The sequence below is a fragment of the Pelagibius sp. 7325 genome, from assembly GCF_037652055.1.
Taxonomy (GTDB): Bacteria; Pseudomonadota; Alphaproteobacteria; order Kiloniellales; family Kiloniellaceae; genus Pelagibius.
This window is the reverse complement of the sequence record NZ_JBBKAH010000012.1, coordinates 1-22,787: the sequence shown is the minus strand read 5'-3', so window position 1 is coordinate 22,787 and position 22,787 is coordinate 1. Positions and strand designations below refer to the sequence as shown.

At 67.0% G+C, this 22,787-nt stretch carries 21 protein-coding genes and 1 riboswitch; of the genes, 2 read left to right on the top strand and 19 right to left on the bottom strand.

Translation table 11 applies throughout. The annotated features are described in order from the left end of the window. Window positions 1–7: 7 nt before the first annotated feature. From urtD to WDC82_RS21565, 19 genes are all read right to left on the bottom strand, one after another. A complete protein-coding gene (gene urtD, locus WDC82_RS21655) occupies window positions 8–727 on the bottom strand; it encodes an urea ABC transporter ATP-binding protein UrtD (protein ID WP_340119704.1) in 720 nt (239 codons plus the stop codon). 85 nt (window positions 728–812) lie between these two features. Further along, window positions 813–1,982, bottom strand: coding sequence for an urea ABC transporter permease subunit UrtC (gene urtC, locus WDC82_RS21650; protein WP_340119495.1), 1,170 nt, complete (start codon window positions 1,980–1,982; stop codon window positions 813–815). Window positions 1,983–1,984: 2 nt separating this feature from the next. Then, the gene (urtB, locus tag WDC82_RS21645; RefSeq protein ID WP_340119494.1) at window positions 1,985–3,628 is read right to left on the bottom strand and encodes an urea ABC transporter permease subunit UrtB; all 1,644 of its coding nucleotides are present in this window, start codon (window positions 3,626–3,628) and stop codon (window positions 1,985–1,987) included. 117 nt (window positions 3,629–3,745) lie between these two features. Continuing rightward, entirely contained in the window at window positions 3,746–5,026 is a 1,281-nt protein-coding gene (gene urtA / locus WDC82_RS21640; protein ID WP_340119493.1) for an urea ABC transporter substrate-binding protein, read from the bottom strand. A 307-nt stretch (window positions 5,027–5,333) separates the two neighbouring features. Then, window positions 5,334–5,795, bottom strand: a complete 462-nt coding sequence (locus WDC82_RS21635) for a hypothetical protein (RefSeq protein WP_340119492.1) — start codon at window positions 5,793–5,795, stop codon at window positions 5,334–5,336. Further along, window positions 5,792–7,021 carry an agmatinase family protein gene (locus tag WDC82_RS21630; RefSeq protein WP_340119491.1) on the bottom strand — a complete coding sequence of 410 codons (1,230 nt, stop codon included), beginning with the start codon at window positions 7,019–7,021 and terminating at the stop codon, window positions 5,792–5,794. The genes WDC82_RS21635 and WDC82_RS21630 overlap by 4 nt, the downstream gene beginning before the upstream one ends. Continuing rightward, window positions 7,008–7,841 (bottom strand): ABC transporter ATP-binding protein, encoded by an 834-nt coding sequence (locus tag WDC82_RS21625; RefSeq protein WP_340119490.1) that lies wholly within the window; start codon window positions 7,839–7,841, stop codon window positions 7,008–7,010. Before WDC82_RS21625 ends, WDC82_RS21630 begins: the two co-directional genes overlap by 14 nt. Further along, window positions 7,838–8,602, bottom strand: coding sequence for an ABC transporter permease subunit (locus WDC82_RS21620; RefSeq protein WP_340119489.1), 765 nt, complete (start codon window positions 8,600–8,602; stop codon window positions 7,838–7,840). Before WDC82_RS21620 ends, WDC82_RS21625 begins: the two co-directional genes overlap by 4 nt. 97 nt (window positions 8,603–8,699) lie before the next feature. Beyond that, entirely contained in the window at window positions 8,700–9,794 is a 1,095-nt protein-coding gene (locus WDC82_RS21615) for a putative urea ABC transporter substrate-binding protein (protein ID WP_340119488.1), read from the bottom strand. A 107-nt stretch (window positions 9,795–9,901) separates the two neighbouring features. After that, a riboswitch (guanidine-I (ykkC/yxkD leader) is annotated at window positions 9,902–10,012 on the bottom strand. Between the two features lie 354 nt (window positions 10,013–10,366). Then, on the bottom strand, window positions 10,367–11,956 hold the full coding sequence (locus tag WDC82_RS21610; protein WP_340119487.1) for an FGGY-family carbohydrate kinase: 1,590 nt from the start codon (window positions 11,954–11,956) through the stop codon (window positions 10,367–10,369). Further along, a complete protein-coding gene (locus WDC82_RS21605; RefSeq protein WP_340119486.1) occupies window positions 11,956–12,648 on the bottom strand; it encodes an HAD family hydrolase in 693 nt (230 codons plus the stop codon). Before WDC82_RS21605 ends, WDC82_RS21610 begins: the two co-directional genes overlap by 1 nt. Window positions 12,649–12,713: 65 nt before the next feature. Next, entirely contained in the window at window positions 12,714–13,490 is a 777-nt protein-coding gene (locus tag WDC82_RS21600) for a glucose 1-dehydrogenase (RefSeq protein WP_340119485.1), read from the bottom strand. A 13-nt stretch (window positions 13,491–13,503) separates the two neighbouring features. Continuing rightward, complete coding sequence (locus WDC82_RS21595; protein WP_340119484.1) at window positions 13,504–14,277, bottom strand: L-iditol 2-dehydrogenase; 774 nt, start codon at window positions 14,275–14,277, stop codon at window positions 13,504–13,506. Continuing rightward, window positions 14,274–15,275 carry an ABC transporter ATP-binding protein gene (locus tag WDC82_RS21590; RefSeq protein ID WP_340119483.1) on the bottom strand — a complete coding sequence of 334 codons (1,002 nt, stop codon included), beginning with the start codon at window positions 15,273–15,275 and terminating at the stop codon, window positions 14,274–14,276. The genes WDC82_RS21595 and WDC82_RS21590 overlap by 4 nt, the downstream gene beginning before the upstream one ends. A gap of 49 nt (window positions 15,276–15,324) precedes the next feature. Next, window positions 15,325–16,155 (bottom strand): carbohydrate ABC transporter permease, encoded by an 831-nt coding sequence (locus WDC82_RS21585; protein WP_340119482.1) that lies wholly within the window; start codon window positions 16,153–16,155, stop codon window positions 15,325–15,327. 3 nt (window positions 16,156–16,158) lie between these two features. Beyond that, a complete protein-coding gene (locus WDC82_RS21580) occupies window positions 16,159–17,031 on the bottom strand; it encodes a sugar ABC transporter permease (RefSeq protein WP_340119481.1) in 873 nt (290 codons plus the stop codon). A gap of 137 nt (window positions 17,032–17,168) precedes the next feature. Beyond that, on the bottom strand, window positions 17,169–18,482 hold the full coding sequence (locus WDC82_RS21575) for a sugar ABC transporter substrate-binding protein (protein ID WP_370661572.1): 1,314 nt from the start codon (window positions 18,480–18,482) through the stop codon (window positions 17,169–17,171). Window positions 18,483–18,640: 158 nt separating this feature from the next. Then, window positions 18,641–19,597 carry a sugar-binding transcriptional regulator gene (locus WDC82_RS21570; protein ID WP_340119480.1) on the bottom strand — a complete coding sequence of 319 codons (957 nt, stop codon included), beginning with the start codon at window positions 19,595–19,597 and terminating at the stop codon, window positions 18,641–18,643. Between the two features lie 111 nt (window positions 19,598–19,708). Then, a complete protein-coding gene (locus WDC82_RS21565; RefSeq protein ID WP_340119479.1) occupies window positions 19,709–20,506 on the bottom strand; it encodes a class II aldolase/adducin family protein in 798 nt (265 codons plus the stop codon). 177 nt (window positions 20,507–20,683) lie between these two features. Between WDC82_RS21565 and WDC82_RS21560 the strand changes: the two genes are divergently transcribed. Then, window positions 20,684–21,499: a pentapeptide repeat-containing protein gene (locus tag WDC82_RS21560; RefSeq protein ID WP_340119478.1), complete on the top strand. Its 816-nt coding sequence runs from the start codon at window positions 20,684–20,686 to the stop codon at window positions 21,497–21,499. A 653-nt stretch (window positions 21,500–22,152) separates the two neighbouring features. Then, window positions 22,153–22,787, top strand: a 635-nt coding sequence (locus WDC82_RS21555; RefSeq protein WP_340119477.1) for a hypothetical protein, incomplete at its 3' end; no start/stop codon positions are given.

Below are 22,787 nucleotides of genomic sequence, written 5' to 3'. Positions count from 1 at the left end.
CCCTACCCTAACGGCCCAGATAGACTTCGATGACGTCGTGGTTGTTCTGCACGCTTTCCAGCGAACCCTCGGCCAGCACCGAGCCTTCGTGCAGCACCGTGACGTGGCAGTTCAGCGCCTTGATGAACTCCATGTCGTGCTCGACCACCACAACCGAGTGGTCGCGGGCGATCTCGCGCAGCATCTCGGCGGTCTTGGCGGTTTCGGCGTCGGTCATGCCGGCGGCCGGCTCGTCGACGAGGAGAAGTTCGGGATCCTGCATCAGCAGCATGCCGATCTCCAGCCACTGCTTCTGGCCATGCGACAGATCGCCCGCCAGGCGCCGCTGGTGGTCGCTCAGCGCGATGCGCTCCAGCACCCGGTCGATGTGGTCGCGCTGTTCGCCGCTCAGCCGGGCAAAGAGGCCGCTGAAGACGTCGCGCCGCCCCTTCTGCGCCAGCTCCAGGTTGGCAAAGACGCTCTGGCTCTCGAACACCGTCGGCTTCTGGAACTTGCGGCCGATGCCCAGGTTCGCGATCGCCGCCTCGTCCAACCTGGTGAGGTCGACCGTCCCGTTGAAGAACACCTGGCCGCTGTCGGGCCGCGTCTTGCCGGTGATGACGTCCATCATGGTGGTCTTGCCGGCACCGTTAGGGCCGATGATGGCGCGCAGCTCGCCCTCGGTGACGTAGAGGCTGAGGTTGTTCAGTGCCTTGAAGCCGTCGAAGCTGACCGACACGCCGTCCATGTAGAGGATGGTATCGGCCGCCGCGAGGTTCGGTGCCTGCGGGGGCTCCGGGGCCTTCACCGGTGGGACCGGCTGGGAAAACACCTCACTCACCGGGCACCTCCCGCGCGCGCGCCGCCGCAGGGGCCGCTGCTCTCTGCCTGGGCCCCACCGGCCAGGGCAGCCGCCCGCGTATCTGGTCCAGCGAGCCGACGATGCCCTTGGGCAGGAACACGGTGACGGCGATGAAGAGGCCGCCCAGGAAGAACAGCCAGATATCCGGGGCCGCGCCGGTCAGGTAGGTCTTGGCGTAGTTCACCAGCACAGCGCCCAGCAGGGCGCCGTGCAGGTAGCCGCGCCCGCCCACCGCCACCCAGATGACGATCTCGATCGAGTTGGCCGGCGAGAACTCGCCGGGATTGATGATGCCGACCTGCGGCACGTAGAGCGCGCCGGCGAGGCCCGCCAGCATGGCCGAGACGGTGAACACGAAGAGCTTGTAGTACTCCACCCGGTAGCCGAGGAAACGCGTGCGGCTCTCGGCATCGCGGATGGCGGTCAGCACGCGGCCGACCTTCGAGCAAATGATCCAGCGGCACAGCAGGTAGGCTCCCGCGACGGACAAGGCCGTGGCGGCGAAGAGGCTGGCGCGGGTGCGGTCGTTCTGCAGGTCGAAGCCCAGCAGATCCTTGAAGTCGGTGAGGCCGTTGTTGCCGCCGAAGCCCATGTCGTTGCGGAAGAAGGCCAGCAGCAGGGCGAAGGTCATCGCCTGGGTGATGATCGAGAGATAGACGCCGGTCACCCGCGAGCGGAACGCGAACCAGCCGAAGACCAGCGCCAGGGCGCCGGGCACCAGCACCACCATCAGCATCGCGAAAGGGAAAGAGTCGAAGCCGTACCAGTACCAGGGCAGTTCCTTCCAGTTCAGGAACACCATGAAGTCCGGCAGGTCCGGGTTGCCGTAGACGCCGCGGTCGCCGATCTGGCGCATGAGGTACATGCCCATGGCATAGCCGCCCAGCGCGAAAAAGGCGCCGTGGCCCAGCGAGAGGATGCCGCAGAAGCCCCAGATGAGATCGACGCTGAGCGCCAGGAGCGCAAAGCAGAGATACTTGCCGAGCAGGCTGACCAGGTAGGTCGGAATGTGAAACGCGGAGCCCGGCGGCAGCGCCAGGTTCGACAGCGGCACCAGCACGGCGATGGCCAGCAACACCGCCAGGGTGATTTTGGCGCCGAGCGGCGAGAGCAACCTGTTGTGGTCGTCGGAGGCCAGCATGTTCAGGATTCCACCGACCGACCGCGCAGGGCGAAGAGGCCGCGCGGGCGTTTCTGGATGAACAGAATGATGGCGACCAGGATGAAGATCTTGGCCAGCACCGCGCCGGCATAGGGCTCCAGGAACTTGTTCACCAGGCCCAGTGAGAGGGCGCCGACCAAGGTGCCCCAAAGGTTCCCCACCCCGCCGAAGACCACCACCATGAAGCTGTCGATGATGTAGCCCTGGCCGAGGTTCGGGCTGACGTTGTCGATCTGGCTGAGCGCCACCCCCGCCATGCCGGCGATGCCGGAGCCGAGGCCGAAGGTCATGGCATCGACCCAGCCGGTGCGGATGCCCATGGAAGACGCCATGGGGCGGTTCTGGGTCACCGCGCGCATCTGCAGACCGTAGTTGGAGCGGCGGATCAGCGCCATCAGCGCCACGAAGACCAGCAGGGCGAAGACGATGATCCAGATGCGGTTGTAGGTCAGGGTCAGGCCGCCGGCCACCTCCCAGGCGCCGCTCATCCAGGCCGGGTTGCCGACCTCGCGGTTGGTCGGCCCGAAGATCGTGCGCACCGCCTGCTGCAGGATGAGGCTGAGGCCCCAGGTCGCCAGCAGCGTCTCCAGCGGGCGGCCGTAGAGGAAGCGGATGATGCCGCGCTCGATGGCGATGCCGATGGCGCCGGTCACCAAGAAGGCCGCCGGCACGGCGACCAGCAGCGACCAGTCGAAGGCGCCGGGCATGGTGGTGCGGAAAACCTCCTGCACCACGAAGGTGGTGTAAGCGCCCAGCATGACCATCTCGCCGTGGGCCATGTTGATAACGCCCATGACGCCGAAGGTGATGGCGAGGCCGATGGCCGCCAGCAGCAGCACCGATCCCAGGCTGATCCCCTGGAAGATGTTGGCGACGAAGCCGTTGAAGGCGAGGCCGTCTTCGATGGCCTCCAGGGTCTCCTCGGCCGCCGCGCGCACTTCGGCGTCGGGCTCCACCGGCTTGCCGTCACCGTCGGTAATCAGCAGCGCCCCCGCCAGGGCGCGCACCTCGGGGTCGGTGAAGCCCGCCAGCTCTTCCAGGGCGGCGATGCGCAGGGCCTTGTCGTCAGCGGTGGCCAGCCGGGTCGCGGCCAGGGCGCGGCGCAGGCGGGCTTCTACGGCCGCCTCGCTTTCCTTTTCGACGGCGGCCGCAAGGGCCTCTGTCATCTCTGCCTGCGGGCGGCGGAACAGCGCGTCGGCAGCGCGAATGCGGGCGGCCGGGTCCTTGCTGCCCAGGGTCAGCGCGCCGAGGCTGCCTTTGACGAGCTGGCGCAGCTTGTTGTTGATCTTGATCTTGGAGACGTCGCGCTTGCCGACCTCGCCCAAGGCCTCGCCGGTCAGGGCGTCGAAGATGCGGTAGCCGCCGGCGCTGTCCTCGCCGATCACCATGCGGTCGTCCGCGTCGGTGAGGAACAGCCGGCCGTCGAGGAAGGCCTCCAGCACCGGCACCGCCCGCTCGTCGCCGCCGGCGACGATCTGCTCCACCGCCTTGCCCTTGTCGTCGTAGGAGTCCGCGCGCAGGCCCTGCAGATCCTCGGCCAAATCGGCAAAAGCCGCCGTGGGCAGCAGCAGCCCCAGCAGCAGAACCAGGAAGCGCAACCGGCGGACGCAGGCGGTAAAAGGCATCGGCGGAAATCCGGAACCAGCCAAGGACATCACCAAGTCGGAGAAACCAAGTGGGAGAAGACAGGTCGGCGAAAAATGCGGGGGCGGGCCGCAACGGCCCGCCCCCAGCGGGGAAGATTACTTCACGTACTTCGGCGCTTCGCAGTTGCCGCAGACCCACGGGTAGGTCCAGTCGGCGGTCAGCTTGGCGCTCTCCGGGATGAAGTCGCTCCAGGCGTCGCCGACGACTTCGCCCTCGGTCGACCACACGGTCTCGATCATGCCGTCGTCCTGGATCTCGCCGATCAGCACCGGCTTGGAGAGGTGATGGTTCACGTTCATCACCGCGGTGCCGCCGGTCAGATTCTTCACCGTCTGGCCGTACATCGCCTGGCGCACGGCGTCGACCTCGGTGGTGCCGGCCTGCTCGACCGCCTGGGTCCACATCTTGAAGCCGATGTAGGTGGCCTCCATGGGATCGTTGGTCACACGCTTCTCGTCGCCGATGAAGCCGTGCCAGGCGGTGATGAACTCGTCGTTCACGTCGGCTTCGACGCTCATGAAGTAGTTCCAGGCCGCGAGGTGGCCGACCAGCGGGCCGGTATCGAGGCCGGCCAGTTCCTCCTCACCCACGGAGAAGGCGACGACCGGGATTTCCTCGGCCTTGATGCCCTGGTTGCCCAGTTCCTTGTAGAAGGGAACGTTGGCATCGCCGTTGATGGTGGAGACCACCGCGGTCTTTTTGCCCTGCGAGGCGAAGGTCTTCACCTCGGACACGATGGTCTGCCAGTCGGAATGGCCGAAGGGCGTGTAGTTTTCCATGATGTCGGCATCGTCGATGCCCTTGGCGTTGAGGAAGGCGCGCAGGATCTTGTTGGTGGTGCGCGGATAGACGTAATCGGTGCCGAGCAGCACGAAACGCTCGGCCTTGCCGCCGTCCTCGCTCATCAGATACTCGACCGCCGGGATCGCCTGCTGGTTCGGCGCCGCGCCGGTGTAGAAGACGTTGCGCGAGCTCTCCTCGCCTTCGTACTGCACCGGATAGAACAGCAGCCCGTTCAGCTCCTCGAAGACCGGCAGTACCGACTTGCGGCTGACCGAGGTCCAGCAGCCGAAGACCACGTCGACCTTTTCCTTCTCGATCAGTTCGCGCGCCTTCTCGGCGAACAGCGGCCAGTCGGAAGCCGGATCGACAACCACAGCCTCGACCTGCTTGCCGAGCAGACCGCCCTTCTTGTTGAGATCGTCGACCATCATCAGGACGGTGTCCTTCAGAGTCGTCTCGGAAATGGCCATCGTGCCGGACAGAGAATGCAGCACGCCAACCTTGATGGTATCGGCCGCTTGGGCCATGGGGCCGGTGGCGAGGGCAGCCGCAAAAGCCGCCGCGCCCATCGCCCCCCTGATTACGGATTTCATTGTCTAACTCCGCTAGACGTTGATGTTGCACCGCAAAAGTTTGCGAATATTGGATACAATCTGTCAAGACCCAAACAAATAAAAATGTCACAAAATCACAGATATACTTATGGAATTACAGTAACGATCAAATACGTATTCGTCGCGCGAGCGACTCATTGCTTGCGCGTTACTCCCGAATGCAAATGCATCGGGCCTCCCCTACCGCGATCCGGTCGCGGCCACCGCTTCAAGCGCGTTGGCGGCTCCCAAGGCCGCCGCGTATGCCTTGCCTGCGGGTTTCTTTTCAGTCCGCTAGAGGCGCTTGCTAGTGCCCTCCCCCGGGCCGGCCTCCGTGTTCGCTCTCCCTCAAGATCAGAACCATCTCCCTCAGATCGACGTCGCGCCGGCTGCGCAGCGAGACGTAGACGAAGTTCATCGTGGCGCGCTCACGCACCAGGCTGGCCGGAAACGGCAGGTAGACCAGTTCGGCCGCGTTGAAGGCCGGCGAGGCGGTGCCGACCTGGTAGGCGTAGCGCATCTCCACGTCGACCAGCCGCAGCACCTCGCCCTCGGCCCCGTGCAGGTGGTCGGGAATGCGCGCCATGCGCAGGAAACTCGGTTTGTCCTCGGCGGCGTCGAAACCCTCCATCAGCGCGTCGGCCAGCAGGGCGTCGTCGTCGCGCACCTGCCCCGGCGCCGCCGCCTGCGGGTCCGCATGGGGATGCGAGTGCAGGTGCCGGTGATCCGGCGGATGGTTGTGGCCCGGGTCGGGTTTCGGGGCGCTCATGCGGTGCCTCCCGTGAAGTCGACCGGCTTGTCGATGATCCCCTTGTGGGCGCCCAGCTTGCCGTGCGCCACCAGGGTGCCCAGCACGTCGACCATGACGCGGGTGCCGAACAGCGAGGTGATGTCGGAGGTGTCGTAGGGCGGCGAGACCTCGACCACCTCCATGCCGCAGATGCCTTCGGCGGCGACCTTGCTGACCAGCCCCAGCGCCTCGCGCGGCAGGAAGCCGCCCGGCTCCGGCCAGCCGGTGCCCGGCACGAAGCCGCAGTCGACGCTGTCGATGTCGAAGCTCAGGTAGACCGCGTCGACGCCATCCCAGGCGGTCTCCAGCGCGATCTCCGCCACCTTGTCGATGCCCAGGCGCTCGACGTCCGACATCGAGATGATGGTGGTATCGCGCTTGCGCGCCTCAACCACCGCCTCGCGCGGCACCTGCCAGCCGCCGATGCCGATCTGCACCAGGTTCTTCGCCGGCACGTTGTCCAGGTTGGTGGCGTGGAACCACGGCGTCGTGTGCATGCGCTCATCCAGGTCCTTCTCCTGGATGTCGGCATGGCGGTCGAAGTGGATGATGCCGATCTTCTTGGAGGTGCACTGGGCGATGCCGCGCACCGTGGCGAAACCGATGGAGTGGTCGCCGCCCATGATCATCGGCAGGGCGCCGGACGAGAACACGTGCCCGACGGCGCGCGAGATCTGGTCGAAGGTTTTCTCGATGTTGGCCGGTATGGTGAAGACGTCGCCCACATCACACAGCGTCATCTGCTCGCGCAGATCGACGCCCATCTCGTAGTTGTAGGGCGTGTAGAGCGCCGAGATGCGGCGGATGCCTTGCGGTCCGAAGCGGGTACCCGGGCGGTAGGTAGTGCCGCCGTCGAAAGGCACGCCGAGCACGGCTGCGTCGTAGTCGCCGACCTTGGCGACGTCCTCCACGTAGGGCGCCTTCAGGAAGGTGTTGATGCCGGCATAGTGCGGCAGCTCGCCGCGCGCGAACGTGGAGATGCCGCGGTCCTCGATGCTGTCGGCGGCGGCAAGCCCGACGCGCACCGCCCACTGGCGTTCCTTGCGCCAGCCGTCCTCCGGCAGGTCCTTCTCCTTCTGCGCCGCGCGCCAGCCCTGCAGCTGCATCTTGTCGAAGTCCGGATGGTGCCGGCGCCGACGCTCCAGCGGGGCGGCTTCGCCTCCGGCGGCACGGCTGACGCGGCGGCTGATGTCACTGCACAACATTGAAGGGTCCTTCGTTCCGGTAAGGCGTTTGGGTGGGTTCTTTTTTGGAAAGCTCGGCTTTCCTTGCCAGTTCGTTCGGCAGCTGGCCGCGGCGGTCGGTCGGCAGGTCGTAGGTGATGGTGGCGCCGTAGGCCTCGGGCGCCTGGGGGTCCCAGCGCAACTTGTCGAACACCAGCAGGCGGGTACCCAGCTTGAAGCCCTCCTGCAGGTCGTGGGTGACCATGAAGATGGTCATCTTCTCTTCCTCCCAGAGGGTGAGGATGATCTCGTGCATGCGCTGGCGGGTGCCGGGATCGAGCGCGCCGAAGGGCTCGTCGAGCAGCAGCACCTTGGGCTTGGGGATGAGCGCCTGGGCGATGGCGAGGCGCTGCTGCATGCCGCCGGAGAGCGTCTTCGGATAGGCGTTGCGGACATGCGTCAGTCCCACGCGCTCCAGAAGGTGCTCGGCCTCGGCCATGGCGGCGCGCCGGCGCGCGCCGAAGAAGCGGCCACAGGCGCGCCCGGAGAGGCACGACCCCGCCAGCTCCATCGGCAGGATGACGTTCTCCATGACGGTCAGATGCGGAAACACCGAGTAGCGCTGGAACACCACGCCGCGGTCCGCTTGCGGCTCCGCCGCCAGCGGCGCGCCGTCCAGGCGGATCTCGCCGCCGCTCGGCCGCTCTTCGCTCAGCAGCAGACGTAGGAAGGTCGACTTGCCGCAGCCGCTGGCGCCGACGATGGCGCAGAACTCCTGCGCCTTGACCTCGAGGTTCACCCGCTCCAGCACGACGAAGTCGCCGTAGCGCAGCGAGACGTTGCGCAGGGAGAGGAGGCTCACAGCGACACCTCCCCCGCCTGCCACGCAAAGGCCTTTCGCGACAGGCGCCGCAGCAGCCAGTCGAGGACGAAGGCCAGCAGGGTGATCCAGGCGACGTAGGGCAGGATCACGTCCATGGCGAGATAGCGGCGCACCAGGAAGATGCGGTAGCCGAGCCCTTCGGTGGCCGCGATGGCCTCGCTGGAGATGAGGAACAGCCAGGCCGGCCCCAACGAGAGTCGCAGCGCGCTGACCAGGCGCGGCAGGGTCTGCGGCAGTACCACCCGGGTCACGATCTGCCAGGTCGAGGCGCCCAAGGTCTGCGCCTTCACCAGCTGCTCGCGCGGCAGGCCGGCGACCGACATCGAGAGATCGCGCACCATGAAAGGCGTTACCCCGATGACGATCAGCGTCACCTTGGCCAGTTCGCCGAGGCCGAAGACGATGAAGAGGATCGGCAGCACCGCCAGCGGCGGCACCACGGAGAGCACCGCGACCACCGGTGCGAAGGCCGAGCGCGCCAGCGGCAGCAGGCCGATGGCCACCCCGGCAACCAGGCCGATGCCCGTCGCCACCGAGAGGCCGAGGCCGAGACGCAGCAGACTGGCCAGCGTGTCGTCCCATAGGATGTAGGTCCCCTTGCGCGGGTCGGGCTCAAAGGCGAGGCGATTGATGGCGTCGGCGAAGCTCTCGAGCGAAGGCAGCAGCTTGTCGTTCGGGTTCACCGCCAGGCGGGCGTCGGAAGCCATCAGGTAGGCGGCGGCCAGAAGGATGAAGGGCAAGGCCCCGAGCAGAAGCTGCCCCGACCGTCCCGACCGCCGATTGATCAACCTCCCCATATGGCCGTCCGACGCCCCCCTCGCCGTTGCACCGCTTGCCTCAGAGCGCGCCGTCCGCCGCCATCTGCATGAAGTCCAGATCGAAGCGCAGCTTGGTGTTCGCCGTGTCGCCCAGCGTGCCGCCGCCGGGGAAGGCCATGCCGACGTAGTCGGGGCTCGGCGCGCCCTCGCCCAGGATGCCGTGCTCGAACAGGAAGTTGCGCACCACGTCCATGGTCTCGGTGAGCTTCTCGCTCTTGGCGAAGGCGACCGCCTCGGCCGGTTCGTAGAACATCTTGGTGGTGGCGAGCTGGGCGTCGTAGCCGGCGAGGTCGGTGCCCGACATCTCGCCCATGTAGGTCCGTGCCGCCTTACCCTCGGCGTCGTCCTTCATCATGATCGACATGGTCTCGTACCAGGCGCCGACCAGCGCCTTGCCGAAGTCGGGGTTGTCGGCCAGGGTTTCCGTGTTCACCACCAGCATGTCGATGATCTCGCCGGGAATGTCGGCGGAGGTGTAGAGCACCTTGGCGCCCGGCTCGGCGGCGATCTCGCTCAACAGCGGGTTCCAGGTCACCACCGCCTCGACCTCGGCGGTCTTGAAGGCGGCGACCATGTCGGCGTCGGAGGTGTTCACCACGGTGAGGTCGCGTTCGGCGATGCCGGCGGAATCCAGCGCGCGGGCCAGCAGGTAGTGGGAGACCGAGAGCTCCACCAGGTTGACGTTCCGGCCCTTCAGGTCGGCGAGGCTTGTGAGCCCTGCGTCGCCTTTCACGACGACGCCGTCGTTGCCGTTGGAGAAGTCGCCGAGGATGAGCGCGGTGGAATCGAGTCCGCCGCCAGCCGGAATGGACAGCGCGTCCATGTTGGTCATGACGCAGCCGTCGAAGGCCCCGGCGGTGAACTGGTTGATGGACTCGATGTAGTCGTTGATCTGCACGACCTCGATGGAGAGGCCGTACTTCTCCGCCCACTTGTCGACGATGCCTTTCTCGGCGGCATAGGCCCACGGCATCCAACCGACGTAGATCGACCAGGCGACGCGGAAGCTCTCCTTCTTCTCCGCCAGCGCCGGCTGAGCCGCCAGCGCCGATACGGCCACCAGGCCGGCGGCCAGGCCCGTCGTGAAAACCCTTCTCGAAACGTATCGCAGCATCCCAAACCTCCTGTTCGATCTCGTTCTTATCGACTGGAGGCCTTGGGCCCGACCCAGAAACACCTGAAAGAGGGACTTCTGAAGCTGGCCTCAGACCTCTTGCAGTGATCTCCCGGGATTTTGGCCCGCCGTGTATCCGAAGCGAATTTGCGCCCCGGAGTGCATCTCTCGGACCAGGCACCGTCTTCTCGACGGCCGGAACCCTAGACGCCCTGCACTCAGCTAAGAGCAAGGGCCGTGCCACGGCGCGGCGCGCGGTCGCTCACACGGAAAAGGGGGAAATTGCTGGGATTGACCGATTCAACGAACACGAACGTTCGTAGAGAAATGATAAGGCGCTATTGTCCATAAAATATGCAGCGCGCAAACGATGCCCAAGATGAAGGCAAACGGAATGACGAAGGGACCGGCGAGGGTCAGGCCCGGCCTGATTGACCTCGTGCTTCGAGACGCTCGCTGGTGCTCGCTCCTCAGCATGAGGTCAATCAGTTCATCCGTCGCCTCATCCTGAGGAGCGCCGCGCAGTGGCGCGTCTCGAAGGATGGGCCTCGGACCGGGCCCTCTTCAGCGGTTCAGCAGCCGCCGAGGTCGTCGAGTTCGCGGCGCTGCTCGTGCATTTTCAGGAAGACCGCGTAGTCGCGGTCGAAGCGCGGACGCGCCGCCGGGTTGGGCCGGCGCTCGCGCCCGCCCTGCTGCATGCCGCCGGCGGCCGCCACCAGGCTGGGATAGAAGCCGGCGGCGGTGGCCGCCACCATGCCGCTGCCCAGCAGCACGGCGTCCTCGGCGGCAGGCTCGATGACCTTGCAGCCGGCGGCGTCGGCGTAGAGCTCCATCAGAAGGGGATTCTTCAGGTGGCCGCCGGTGACGTGCAGCGTGTCGATGCCGTAGCCGCGCGCGTTCAGCGCCTCCAGGATGTGGCGCACCCCCAGCGCGATGCCGACCGCCATGCGCCAGTACAGGCGGCACAGGCTGTCGAAAGAGGAGTCCAGCGTCAGGCCGCTGATGACGCCCACCGCATGGGGATCGGCGAGCGGCGAGCGGTTGCCGTGGAAGTCCGGCAGCACGTGCAGCCGCCCGGCGAGGTCGAGGCCCTCCTTGCGGCGCAGTTCCATGACCCGCTCGGCGATGGCGCGGTGCATGGCGCCGTCCGGCGCGCCGCCGGCGCCGTGCCAGCGGATGATGTGATCCAGCAGCGCGCCGGTCGCCGACTGGCCGCCCTCGTTCAGCCAGCAGTCCGGCAGCACCGCGCCGTAGTAAGGGCCCCAGACGCCCTGGGTCGGCCGCGGCTCGGCGGAAAGCGCCATGACGCAGCTCGAGGTGCCGGCAATGAGCGCCAGGTGGCGGTCGATGGCGGCGCGGTCGGCGGCATGGGCGCCCAGCACGCCCAGGGCGCCGGCGTGGGCGTCGATGAGCCCCGCCCCCACCCGGCAGGCGGTCGTGAGACCCAGCGCCTCGGCGGCCTCTGCGGTCAGCGGGCCGAGGTCGGCGCCGACCGGGCTCGCCGTGTCGGGCAGCCGGCCGCGCTGCGTCATGTCCGCAATGCCGACCCGCTCGAAGAAGTCCTGCTGCCAGCCGGGCCCCTCATGGCCCAGGTAGGTCCACTTGCAGGTCAGCGTGCACTGCGAGCGCGCGAGGCTGCCGCTGGCCTTCCACGACAGGAAGTCGGCGAGATCGAAGAAGTAACCGGCGGCCTCCCAGCACTGCGGCAGGTGGCGCTTCAGCCACATCAGCTTTGGGGTTTCCATCTCCGGCGACATGACGCCGCCGATGTAGTCGAGCACCCGGTGTCCCGTAGCGGTGCACTCCTCCGCCTCGGCCAGTGCCCGGTGGTCGAGCCAGACGATGGTGTCCCAGCGCCCCTCGCCGGAGGTGGAAACGCTGAGCGGACGCCCCTCGCGGTCGCGCACCACCAGCGAGCAGGTGGCGTCGAAGGAGATGCCCGCGATATCGCTGGGCGCCGCCCCGGCCGCCGTCAGCGCGCCGCGCACCGCCGCCGAAACCGCCGCCCAGATCTGTTCGGAGTCATGCTCGCGGTGGTTGGTCTGCGGCTGGTTCATGTCGATCGGCGTCTCGGCGCGCCCCAGCAGCGTGCCGCGCCGGTCGAGCACCCCGGCCCGCGCACTGCCGGTGCCGACATCCACGCCCACGACCAACTCGCCCATCAGGATACCTTCCGGCCTTTCTCCAGGTCCCGCAGCAGGGCGGGCAGCGCGCGCATGTCGTCGAAGATTCCGTGCGGGCTGAGCGCCGCCAGCCGGTCCCGATGGGACGGCGTCTGCGCATGACTGCCGCCGGTGAAGGCGAGCACCCGCATGCCGGCCGCGAGCGCCGCGCTGATCCCGGCCGGACTGTCCTCGATCACCATACAGGCTTCGGGCGCCGCATGCATCTGCTGCGCGGCAAAGAGGAAGAGATCCGGCGCCGGCTTGCCGTTCGCGACCATGGTGGCGCTGAACACGCGGTCATGGAAGAAGCTGGTGAGGCCGGTGACGTCCAGCGACAGGCGGATGCGCTCCAGCTGGCTGGATGAGGCCACGCAGACCGGCTTGTCGAGGCGTGCCAGGGCCTGGCGGATACCCAGGATTGGCTGCAGTTCGTCGCAGATCGCGGCGTTGAGATCACGGCGCATGCGGGCCAGCGCGGCGTCGCTCACCGCCAGGCCGTGCTCGCGGCTGAGGATGTCGCAGACCGAGGCGAGGCTGCGGCCCAGGAAGGCCTCGCAGGCGGCCTCCGCGTCCATCGTGACCCCGTGCTCGGCCAGCAGCGCCAGCAGCACGCGAATCGACAGCGGCTCGCTGTCCACCAGCACGCCGTCACAGTCGAAAATGACCAGCTCGATAGACGATCCCGTCATGCCTGCGGCCCTCCTGGCCCGCGTCGTCACGCTGCCTTCACCACGCTGCCGTCATCACCCTGCCTTCACCAGCAGGTGTAGCCGCCGTCCGCCTGCACGATGGCGCCGGTGACCAGGCTCGCCGCGTCGGAGGCCAGGAAGTGGACCACCGAGGCGATCTCCTCGGGCTGGCCGACACGCCCCATCGGCGTCATCTCCAGCCACACCTTGTACATCGCAGGGTTCTCCTTGATGCCGAAGGACGTCAGCGGCGTCTCGATGTAGGTCGGCGCCACCGCGTTCACGCGCACGCCGCGCGGCGCCCACTCCGCCGCCAGAGAGCGGGTCAGGTGGTGCACCGCCGCCTTGGAGGCGTTGTAGAACGACTGCGGCTGCGGCTTGTTGACGATGAATCCGGACATCGAGCCGATATTCACGATCGAGCCGCTGCCCTGCTCCAGCATCTGCCGTCCGAAGGCGCGGCAGCACCAGAACAGGCCGTCGACGTTCACGTCCATGTGGAAGCGCCAGTGCTCGTCGCTGGTATCCTCGGCGCGCACGTCGCTCTTGGCGACGCCGGCGTTGTTCACCAGCACGTCGACCCGGCCGTACTTGTCCAGCACCTTGGCCGCGACGGTGTCGACATCGGCGGACTTGGTGACGTCCAGGGCGACACCTTCGGCATCGATGCCCTGGCGCGCCAGCTGCTCGGCGATCTCCTTGGCGCGCGCCGGCACCAGCTCGGCGATCACCACCTTGGCGCCCGCCTCGCCCAGCGCCTGGGCGCAGGCGGCGCCGATGCCCTGCCCGCCGCCGGTTACCACGGCGACACGGCCATCCAGTTTCAGTCTTTCGAGATACATGTGACCAGGCCTTTCAGCTCAACCAGTTGCCGCCGTCGACGTTGTAGGTCTGGCCGACGACGTAATCGCTCTCTGGGCCCGCCAGGAAGACCGCCATACCGGTCAGATCCTCGGCGCGCCCCATTCGGCCATAAGGCACGGCTTCCCCGACCAAGCGCTTCTTCTCCCCCAGAGGGCGCTTTTCGTATTTGGCGAAGAGGGCATCGACCCCCTCCCAGTGCTCGCCCTCGACCACGCCGGGGGCGATGGCGTTCACGTTGATGCGGTGTTCGATCAGATTCAGCGCCGCCGACTGGGTCAGGCTGATGACCGCCGCCTTGGAGGCGCAGTAGACGGCGACCAGCGGCTCGCCGCGGCGCCCGGCCTGGCTGGCCATGTTGATGATCTTGCCGCCCCTGCCCTGGCGGATCATGGCGCGCGCCGCCGCCTGCAGGGTGAAGAGCACGCCGGCGACGTTCACCGAGAAGACGCGCTCGTAGCTGGCGCGGGTGATCTCAGCGATCGGCGCCAGGTCGAACAGCGCGGCGTTGTTCACCAGGATGTCGAGGCCGCCGGCACGCGCCACCACGGCCTCCACGGCGGCATCGATGGACTCCTGCCGGGTGACGTCCAGATGCACCGCGAAGGCCCGGGGGCCGATGGCGGCGGCCGCCGCCTCGGCGCGCGGCAGGTCGATGTCGCCCAGCGCCACCGTCGCGCCTTCGGCGGCATAGGCCTGCGCGAAGGAAAGGCCGATGCCGCGGGCCGCCCCGGTCACGAGCGCCGTCCTGCCGTCCAGGCGCTTCATTGGATTGCCTTGCCCTCCCGGTCGAAGCGGTGGATGCGGTCGGCCGGCGGCGTCAGCCACACGCGGTCGCCGTGGCGCACGCCGAACTCGCCGCTGACGCGTGCCGTCACCGGGCCGATGCCTTCGGCCTGGATGTGCAGGAAGGTGTCGGAGCCGAGGTGCTCGGCGACGCCGACCACGCCGGCCCACTCGCCGCTCTCCTTCGACAGCGCGATGTGCTCGGGACGCACGCCGATGGTCGCGGCGCCGTACCTGCCGGCCGCCGCCCCCTCGATGAGGTTCATCTTCGGCGAGCCGATGAAGCCCGCGACGAAGACGTTGGCCGGATTGCGGTAGAGCTCCAGCGGTGAGCCGACCTGCTCGACGTAGCCGTCGTGCAGCACGACGATCTTGTCGGCCATGGTCATGGCTTCGACCTGGTCGTGGGTCACGTAAATCATCGTGGTTTCCAGCGACTGGTGCAGTTCGCTGATCTCCAGGCGCATGTTCACCCGCAAGGCGGCGTCGAGGTTCGACAGCGGCTCGTCGAAGAGGAAGGCCGACGGCTCGCGCACGATGGCGCGGCCGATGGCGACGCGCTGTCGCTGGCCGCCGGAGAGCTGGCCCGGCCGGCGGTCGAGGTAGTTGGTGAGGTTAAGGGTGGCGGCGGCTGCCTCGACTTTCTGCTTGATGGCGGCTTCGTCGATGCCGGCCATCTTCAGCGGGAAGGCGATGTTCTTGTAGACGCTCATGTGGGGATAGAGCGCGTAGGACTGGAACACCATGGCAAGTCCGCGCTTGGCTGGCGGCATGCCGGTGGCATCCTTGCCGTCGATCAGGATACTTCCGGAAGTCACGTCCTCGAGGCCCGCGATGAGACGCAGCAGGGTCGACTTGCCGCAGCCGGACGGTCCGACGAAGACGACGAACTCGCCGTCGGCGATTTCCAGGTCGACGCCCGGGATCACCGTGACGTTGCTGAAGGTCTTGGTCACCTTCTGCAGGGTGATGGCACCCATTGCATTTCCCCCTTTTGTTGACCGCGCCGCCTTACCTCACCGCGCCGCCCTATTTGACGGCACCAAAGGTGAGACCACGGACCAGCTGCTTCTGGCTGAACCAGCCCATGACGAGGATCGGTGCGATGGCGAGCGTCGAGGCCGCCGACAGTTTTGCCCAGAAGAGTCCCTCGGGGCTGGAATAGGATGCGATGAAGGCGGTCAAGGGCGCCGCCTGCGAGGACGTGAGGTTCAGCGTCCAGAAGGCTTCGTTCCAGGCCAGGATGATGTTGAGCAACATCGTCGAGGCTATGCCCGGCACCGCCATCGGCGTCAGCACGTAGACGATCTCCTTGCCCAGGGACGCGCCGTCCATGCGCGCGGCCTCCAGGATCTCGCCGGGGATCTCCTTGAAGTAGGTGTAGAGCATCCAGACGATGATCGGCAGGTTCATCAGCATGAGGATGGCCACCAGCGCGACCAGGGAGTCCAGCAGGCCCATCCACTGGCACATGAGATAGATCGGCATCAGCACGCCGACGGCCGGCAGCATCTTCGTCGACAGCATCCACATCAGCACATCCTTGGTGTGCTTGGTCGGCGAGAAGGCCATCGCCCAGGCCGCCGGGATCGCCACCAGCAGCCCCAGCAGCGTCGAACCGACGGAGATGATCACCGAGTTCATGGCATGGCGCAGGTAGTTGGAACGCTCCTGCACCTCGACGTAGTTCTCCAGCGTCCACTCGAAGAAGAGGAAGCTCGGCGGCGTGGCGATCGCCTCGCCCTCGGTCTTGAAGCTGGTGATGATGGTCCACAGCACCGGAAAGAACAGCGTCAGGCCGATCAGCCAGGCGATGACGGTGAAGGCGACCTTGCGTTGGGTGGTGACGGCGCGCGCCATGGCTCAGGTCTCCAGGTTCTTGCCGATCATGCGGATCAGGAAGACCGCGACGATGTTCGCCAGGATGATCGCCACCACGCCGCCGGCCGAGGCGCTGCCGACGTCGTACTGCAGCAGGGCCTGGATGTAGATGAGGAACGGCAGGTTGGTGCTAGCGGTGCCGGGGCCGCCGCCGGTGGTGACGTAGATCTCGGCGAAGACCGAGAGCAGGAAGATCGTCTCGATGAGGGTCACCACGGTCAGCGCCCGCGCCAGGTGCGGCAGGGTGATGTGGAAGAAGATCGAGACCGGCCCGGCGCCATCCATCTCCGCCGCTTCCTTCTGCTCCTGGTCGAGCGACTGCAGCGCCGTGAGCGTGATCAGCGTGGCGAAGGGCAGCCAGCCCCAGGCGACGATGATGATGATGGAGAACAGCGGCATGGTTGACAGCCAGTCGACCGGCTGAAAGCCGAAGCTGCGTGCGATCCAGGCAAAGAGGCCGTTGACCGGATGCATCATCATGTTCTTCCACACCAGGGCCGAGACCGTGGGCATGACGAAGAACGGCGCGATGACCAGCAGGCGCACGATGCCCTGCCCCCAGAACGGCTGGTCCAGCAGGATCGCCAGGAAGGTACCGCCGATGACGGTGATCAGCAGCACGCCGCCGACCAGCAGCAGGGTATTGGCGATCGCCTCGAAGAAAGCGGGATCGGTGAGGAAGAACTCGTAATTGCCGAAGCCGGTGAACTCCTCCATTCCCGGCATCAGCAGATTGTAGCGCAGGAAGGAGAAGTAGACCGTCATGCCCAGCGGCACCAGCATCCAGGCCAGCAGCAGGATGACCGAGGGGCCCATCATGAAGCGGGCGGTGGTCTGGGTGTGCAGGGTTGCCATGGATCCACTCCCCCTGGCCGCGGCCGGGTGACCACGGCTGCTGTGCGCAGCGAAGAACCAGCTGCGGTGCGCAGCGAAGAAAAAGAGCGGGCCGCCCGACGCTCGGGTGGATCGGACGGCCCGCCGGGAGGATACGCCTACTTGATGTAGCCGCTGCGCTTCATCTCGCGCTCGGTCAGGGTCTGCGCGTTCTGCAGCGCCTGCTCGGGCGAGATCTGGCCGGCCAGCGCGGCAGAGAACTGCTGGCCGACCGCGGTGCCGATGCCCTGGAACTCGGGGATCGCCACGAACTGCACGCCGACGTAGGGAACCGGGTCGACCGTCGGGTCATTCGGGTCCGCCGCCTTGATGGATTCGAGCGTCATCTCGGCAAAGGGCGCGGCTTCCTGGTAGTCGGCATTGGCGTAGAGCGAGCTGCGGGTGCCCGGCGGTACGTTGGCCCAGCCCTCTTTCTCGGCCACCAGCTTGGCGTAGTCCTTGCCGGTCGCCCAGGCGATGAACTTCTGCGCCGCCTCGCTCTTCTCCGAGCCCGCCGGTACCGCCAGCGACCAAGCCCACAGCCAGTTGCCGCGCTTGCCCAGGCCGTTGTCCGGCGCCAGGGCGAAGCCGACCTTGTCGGCCACCTGCGACTCCTCGGGGTTGGTCACGAAGGAGGCGGCGACCGTGGCGTCGATCCACATGCCGCACTTGCCGGTCTGGAACAGCGCCAGGTTCTCGTTGAAGCCGTTCGAGGAGGCACCCGGAGGGCCGGCGTCCTTCATCAGGTCGATGTAGAAGGTCAGCGTTTCCTTCCAGGGGTCGGTATCGAACTGAGGCTCCCAGTCCTGGTCGAACCAGCGCGCACCGAAGGAGTTGGCGGTGGCCGTCAGGAAGGCCATGTTCTCGCCCCAGCCGGCCTTGCCGCGCAGGCAGATGCCGTAGATCTCGTTCGACTTGTCGGTGATCTTGCGCGCCGCCTCGGCGATGAAGTCCCAACTCGGCGCGTCGGGCATCTCCAGCCCCGCCTTCTCGAACAGGTCGGTGCGGTACATCACCATCGAGCTCTCACCGTAGAACGGCGCGGCGTAGAGCTTGTCTTCGTAGGTCAGGCCGCCACGGATCGCCGGCAGCAGGTCGTCGACGTCGTAGCCGGCGCCGAGATCGTCGAGCGGCACCAGCCAGCCCTGCTTGGCCCAGATCGGCACCTCGTAGGTGCCGATGGTCATGATGTCGTACTGGCCGCCCTTGGTGGCGATGTCCGTGGTCACCTTCTGGCGCAGGACGTTCTCCTCCATCGTCACCCATTCGACGTCGATGTCGGGATTCTTCGCCTTGAAGTCGTCGGTCAGCTTCTGCATGCGGATCATGTCACCGTTGTTCACGGTGGCGATGGTCAGGGTCGTGGCCGCCATGGCCTGGCCGGCGAGCAGCGTCGCGGCACAGGTACCCATGAGGAATGGCATGAATTTCATTGTTTCCTCCCCGAGGCGTTGTTTGAGCAATTGCCTGCGTTCAGAGCAATTACTCATAGGCAGACGTGATGCGTCAAGATGGAATCGTTGCTGCAGCGCACAAGGAAACGGCGGATCGTCGCGCTTCCGCGCCGCAACGGATGAGGGAATTTTGTGACCTACTTGCCGAGCAGCTGCCCGGCGGTCCACTCGTCGGTGATGAGGCCGTTCACCAGGGGCCGGCCGACCGCGACGCGGATTCCCGCCAGCTTGGCCGCCCCCTTCGCTACGGCGATGACGAGGGAACGCTCCGGCGACGGCAGCGGCGCCGAGGCGACCCGGGCGTTGGTCAGTCCGGGAATGAGGCAGCCCTCGGCATCGAAGGCCCAGCCCAGGATCTCCGCCACCGCGCCGGCCTGCTTCAGAGCCGCCAACTCTTCCTTGGTGATGAAGCCGTCTTCCTGCAGTGGGGCCCGCGGTGACAATTCGCCGATGCCGAGGAAGGTCACGTCGGCCTGGGCCGCCAGTTCCAGGGTGGTGCGCACGATGATCTGCTGGTGCAGCAGGTCGCGTTCCTGGGGCGATGCGGCGATGACCGGCATCGGCAGCGGATAGTGCCGGGCGTTCACCCCCTCGGCGAGGGTGAAGATGACGCTGTAGAACGCGGCCGCGCCATCGGGCGTGAAGTTGCCGGTCAGCGAAACGATCTTTTTGTCCGGCGCCTCGATGCGCGGCAGCAATTCGCCGGCGGCCTTCAGCGTGCGCCCGGTGCCGATCGCCATCACCTTCATCTCCGACGACTTCAGCCGGCGCTCCATCTCCGCCGCCGCGGCGTCGGCGACGCCCAGGGTCGTCGACTCAGAGTCCGGGTCCGTCGGCACCACCTCGCAGAGCGCCAGCCCGAAGCGCGCGCGCAGGCGCTGGGCCAGTTCCATGCAGTTGGCCAGCGGGTGGTCGAGGCGCACCTTCACCAGCCCCTCGGAGACCGCCAGCGAGACGAGACGCTGCGCCGACTGGCGCGAGATGCCGAGCTTGGCGGCGATCTCGTCCTGGGTATTGCCGGCCACGTAGTACAGCCAGCCGGCGCGCGCCGCGTCGTCCAGGCGGCCGTCGCCGTCGTCTCTCCGTTTCTTCATGGGCGGTTTTTTTTCATGGACGCTTGCTCACCAGCAGGGGTGTCGGGCCTGTGCCACCGAAGTCAGCGGCAGTCTAACCATCCGGCGCCGCCGGTGAACGAAAATCTGCCCTCAGCGCTTCTTGCCGCCTCTTCCGTTGGGCGTGGGCCCACTGGAGGCGCCGCGCTTGCGCCCGGTCCCCTTGCCCGCCGCCGCCCGCTGGCGCCGCGGTGCGGGCTTGGCGGTCTTCTGCGCGTCTTTTGCGCCCGCGGCCTCCATTTGCCGGGGGCCGTAGCGCTTGAACTTCTCGACCACCACGGCGATCTCGTCATCCGGCAGCACGCGCGGCTTACCGAAGGTCGCGGCCAGGTGGTACTGCCTGGCCAGGGTCTCCACCTCGCCGGCCAGCCACAGCGCGCGCTGCAGCGAGGGACCGGTGGCGATGACGCCGTGGTTGGCCAGCAGGCAGGCGCTGCGCCCCTCGAGCGCCGCAAGGGCGTGCCTGGAGAGTGCCTCGGTGCCGTAGGTCGCATAGGGGGCGACGCGGATCGTCGGTCCGCCGGCGGCGGCGATCATGTAGTGCACCGCCGGGATCTCGACCCCGCAGATCGCCAGCGCCGTCGCGTAGGGGCTGTGGGTATGAACCACCGCGCCGACCTCCGGCCGCGCCAGCATGATGTCGAGATGAAACCGCCATTCCGAGGACGGCGCCAGCTTGCCCTCATGACTGCCGTAGTCGCCGCTCAGGCTCATCGCCACGATGTCCTCCGGCGCCAAGGCCTCGTAGGGCACCCCGGAGGGAGTGATCAGCAGGGTGTCGCCGTGGCGCGCGCTCACGTTGCCGGCGGTCCCCTGGTTGATGCCCAGGGCGTTCATCGTCCGGCAGGCGTCGATGATGGCCTTGCGCAGCTTTTCTTCGTCTTTCTTCATGCCGCCTTCCCGTGCAGCCGATGCTTTCGCGCGCGCACTATGCGGCGGCGGCCCTTCGTTGTCGACCGCCGCCGTTGCCGGAAAAGTGATGAGAACCTAGCCTTTGGTCGCATTCAGGCGACCGGCCCCGGGCCGCTATCCTGACAATCCCACCGACGGCTCGCGAGGAAGGGACGGATGGTTCACGCCGCGCGGCTTCTCTGCATCGTGCTGCTGACGTTCGCGGGCCCTGCCGCCCTAGACGCCGCCCTCGACGCCGCCCTCGACGCCGCCCTTGCTGCGGAGGTCACCCGCGATGCGGTGGAACGGGAACTGGCTGCCGCCCGCGCGGAAGACCGCAATGCCGACTTCGCCGGACAGGTCCTGGCCGGCCTCGACCTCAGCGGCCTCGATCTCTCCGGCGCGGACTTCTCGCAATCGGATCTCTCCGGCGCCGATCTTTCCGACTGCGACCTGCGCCGCGCCAAGCTGGCCCGTGCGCGGCTCGTCGATGCCGATCTCTCCGGCGCCCGGCTGAACCTCGCCTGGATCATGGGCGCGGACTTTTCCGGCGCCAACCTTTCCGGCGCCGTCCTGGAGACTCTCGTGGTATCGCAGAGCATGGAGATCCGACCGGACGAGGCGGTGCGCCTCACCGGCGCCAATCTTTCCGGCGCCCGGGTGACGGCGCGCTTCCACTTCGCCGACCTGCGCGGCACCGACCTCTCGAACCTCCACGCCTCGGCGGACATGCGCAACCAGTCCATGGGCCTCATCCGCACCGAATTCGCCAGCGCCGACCTCACCGGCGCCAACCTCGCCAATGCCGAACTCGGCCGCGTCGATTTCAAGTTCGCCAAGCTGCGCGATGCCAAGCTCACCGGCGCCGACCTTACCCATGCGGATTTGGCCGGCGCCGATCTTACCGGTGCCGACCTGACCGGCGCGATCCTCACGGGTGCGGTCTTCGACGGCGCAGTGCTCACCGACGTGCGCGGTCTGCCGCCGCGGTGATCTCTCTCACCCGCCCTCCCAAGGCCCTACCCCAAACTTGCCGGCATCCAGGATAGGCCGCGGCCCTGCACTACCTATAGCCGAGCTTCTTGGGCGCGCTTCTGCTTATTGGCTCATTCCTCTCTACATTAGGGCGCACGCATATAAAATTAACAACCTTGGCATGTAGACTGTAAAAATTTCTTCCACCTGCATCCCGTTAATGGATTTCGCCGAACGCCCTGAAAAATTTCACAACTTTCCACTGTCTAATACTTTCGATAGGCGAGAATGATTCGACAACCTAGCGGTGCACCGTCTTGAAGCTTTACAAGTATGGTTAACGGGCAGCGCCGAATTCAACCACAACATTGATATCTCAACTAGAACATCGTTGGCACGCTAATTGCTGTGCCTAGTCAGCCGGGCTTATCTCAAGGCACGGCCACTCTCATTCTCAAAGATGGGGGTTGAGCGATGTTGCTCAATGATCGACGCCAGCCGTCAGATCGTTCGCTTCTGCCGCCGGCGTCGAGCGAACAAGGAGAGAGGCTATGATGAGAGGACTGTTGATCAGCACCTCTGCGTTGGCCCTGGTCCTTACGTTTGCCATGGAAGCATCTGCAAATCCGAAGAATAAGTTCGGTGACGGCAACACGGCCACTGCAGATGCCATGGCGGACGCAAATGCCAACGGCGGCAATGCAGGAGACGGAGGCAACGCGAACGCCAACGGGGCGGATGCGGCTGGCGGGACCGCCGGCGCGGCGGGTGCCGGGGGCGTCGGAGGCGCCGGAGGCACGGCGACGGCCTATGCCGAGTCGTTCAACTCGGACATTGAAGTGATCTCCGTCCAGGAACTGTCCCAGACCGTGAATGGCGATGCGATCACCGTCTTCGGTGGGCTTGGCGGCGCCGGCGGTGCCGGAGCCGCGGGGGGCAACGGCGATCTCGGTGTCGGAGTCTCGGTGGCCCTGGCCGGCGGCGGCGGTGACGGCAACGACGGTGGCGACGGCGGCGACGGCGGCCTCGGCGTCGGTGCTTCGGTCGCCTTGGCCGGCAGCGCGGCCGACGGCGGCGACGGCAACGGCGGCGGCGGCGGCGCCGACGGTGGCCTCGGCCTCGGTGCATCGCTTGGCCTGGCCGGCAGCGCCGATTCCGGCGCCAACACCGGCAATGGCGGCAACGCCAATGCCAATGGCGGCGACGGCGACGATGCCGGCAACGGCGGCGGCGGTACCGGAGGGTCCGGCAGCGCTGGCGGCAACAGTGCGACCGGCGGCACGGCGACGGCCGGTGCCGGGACCGG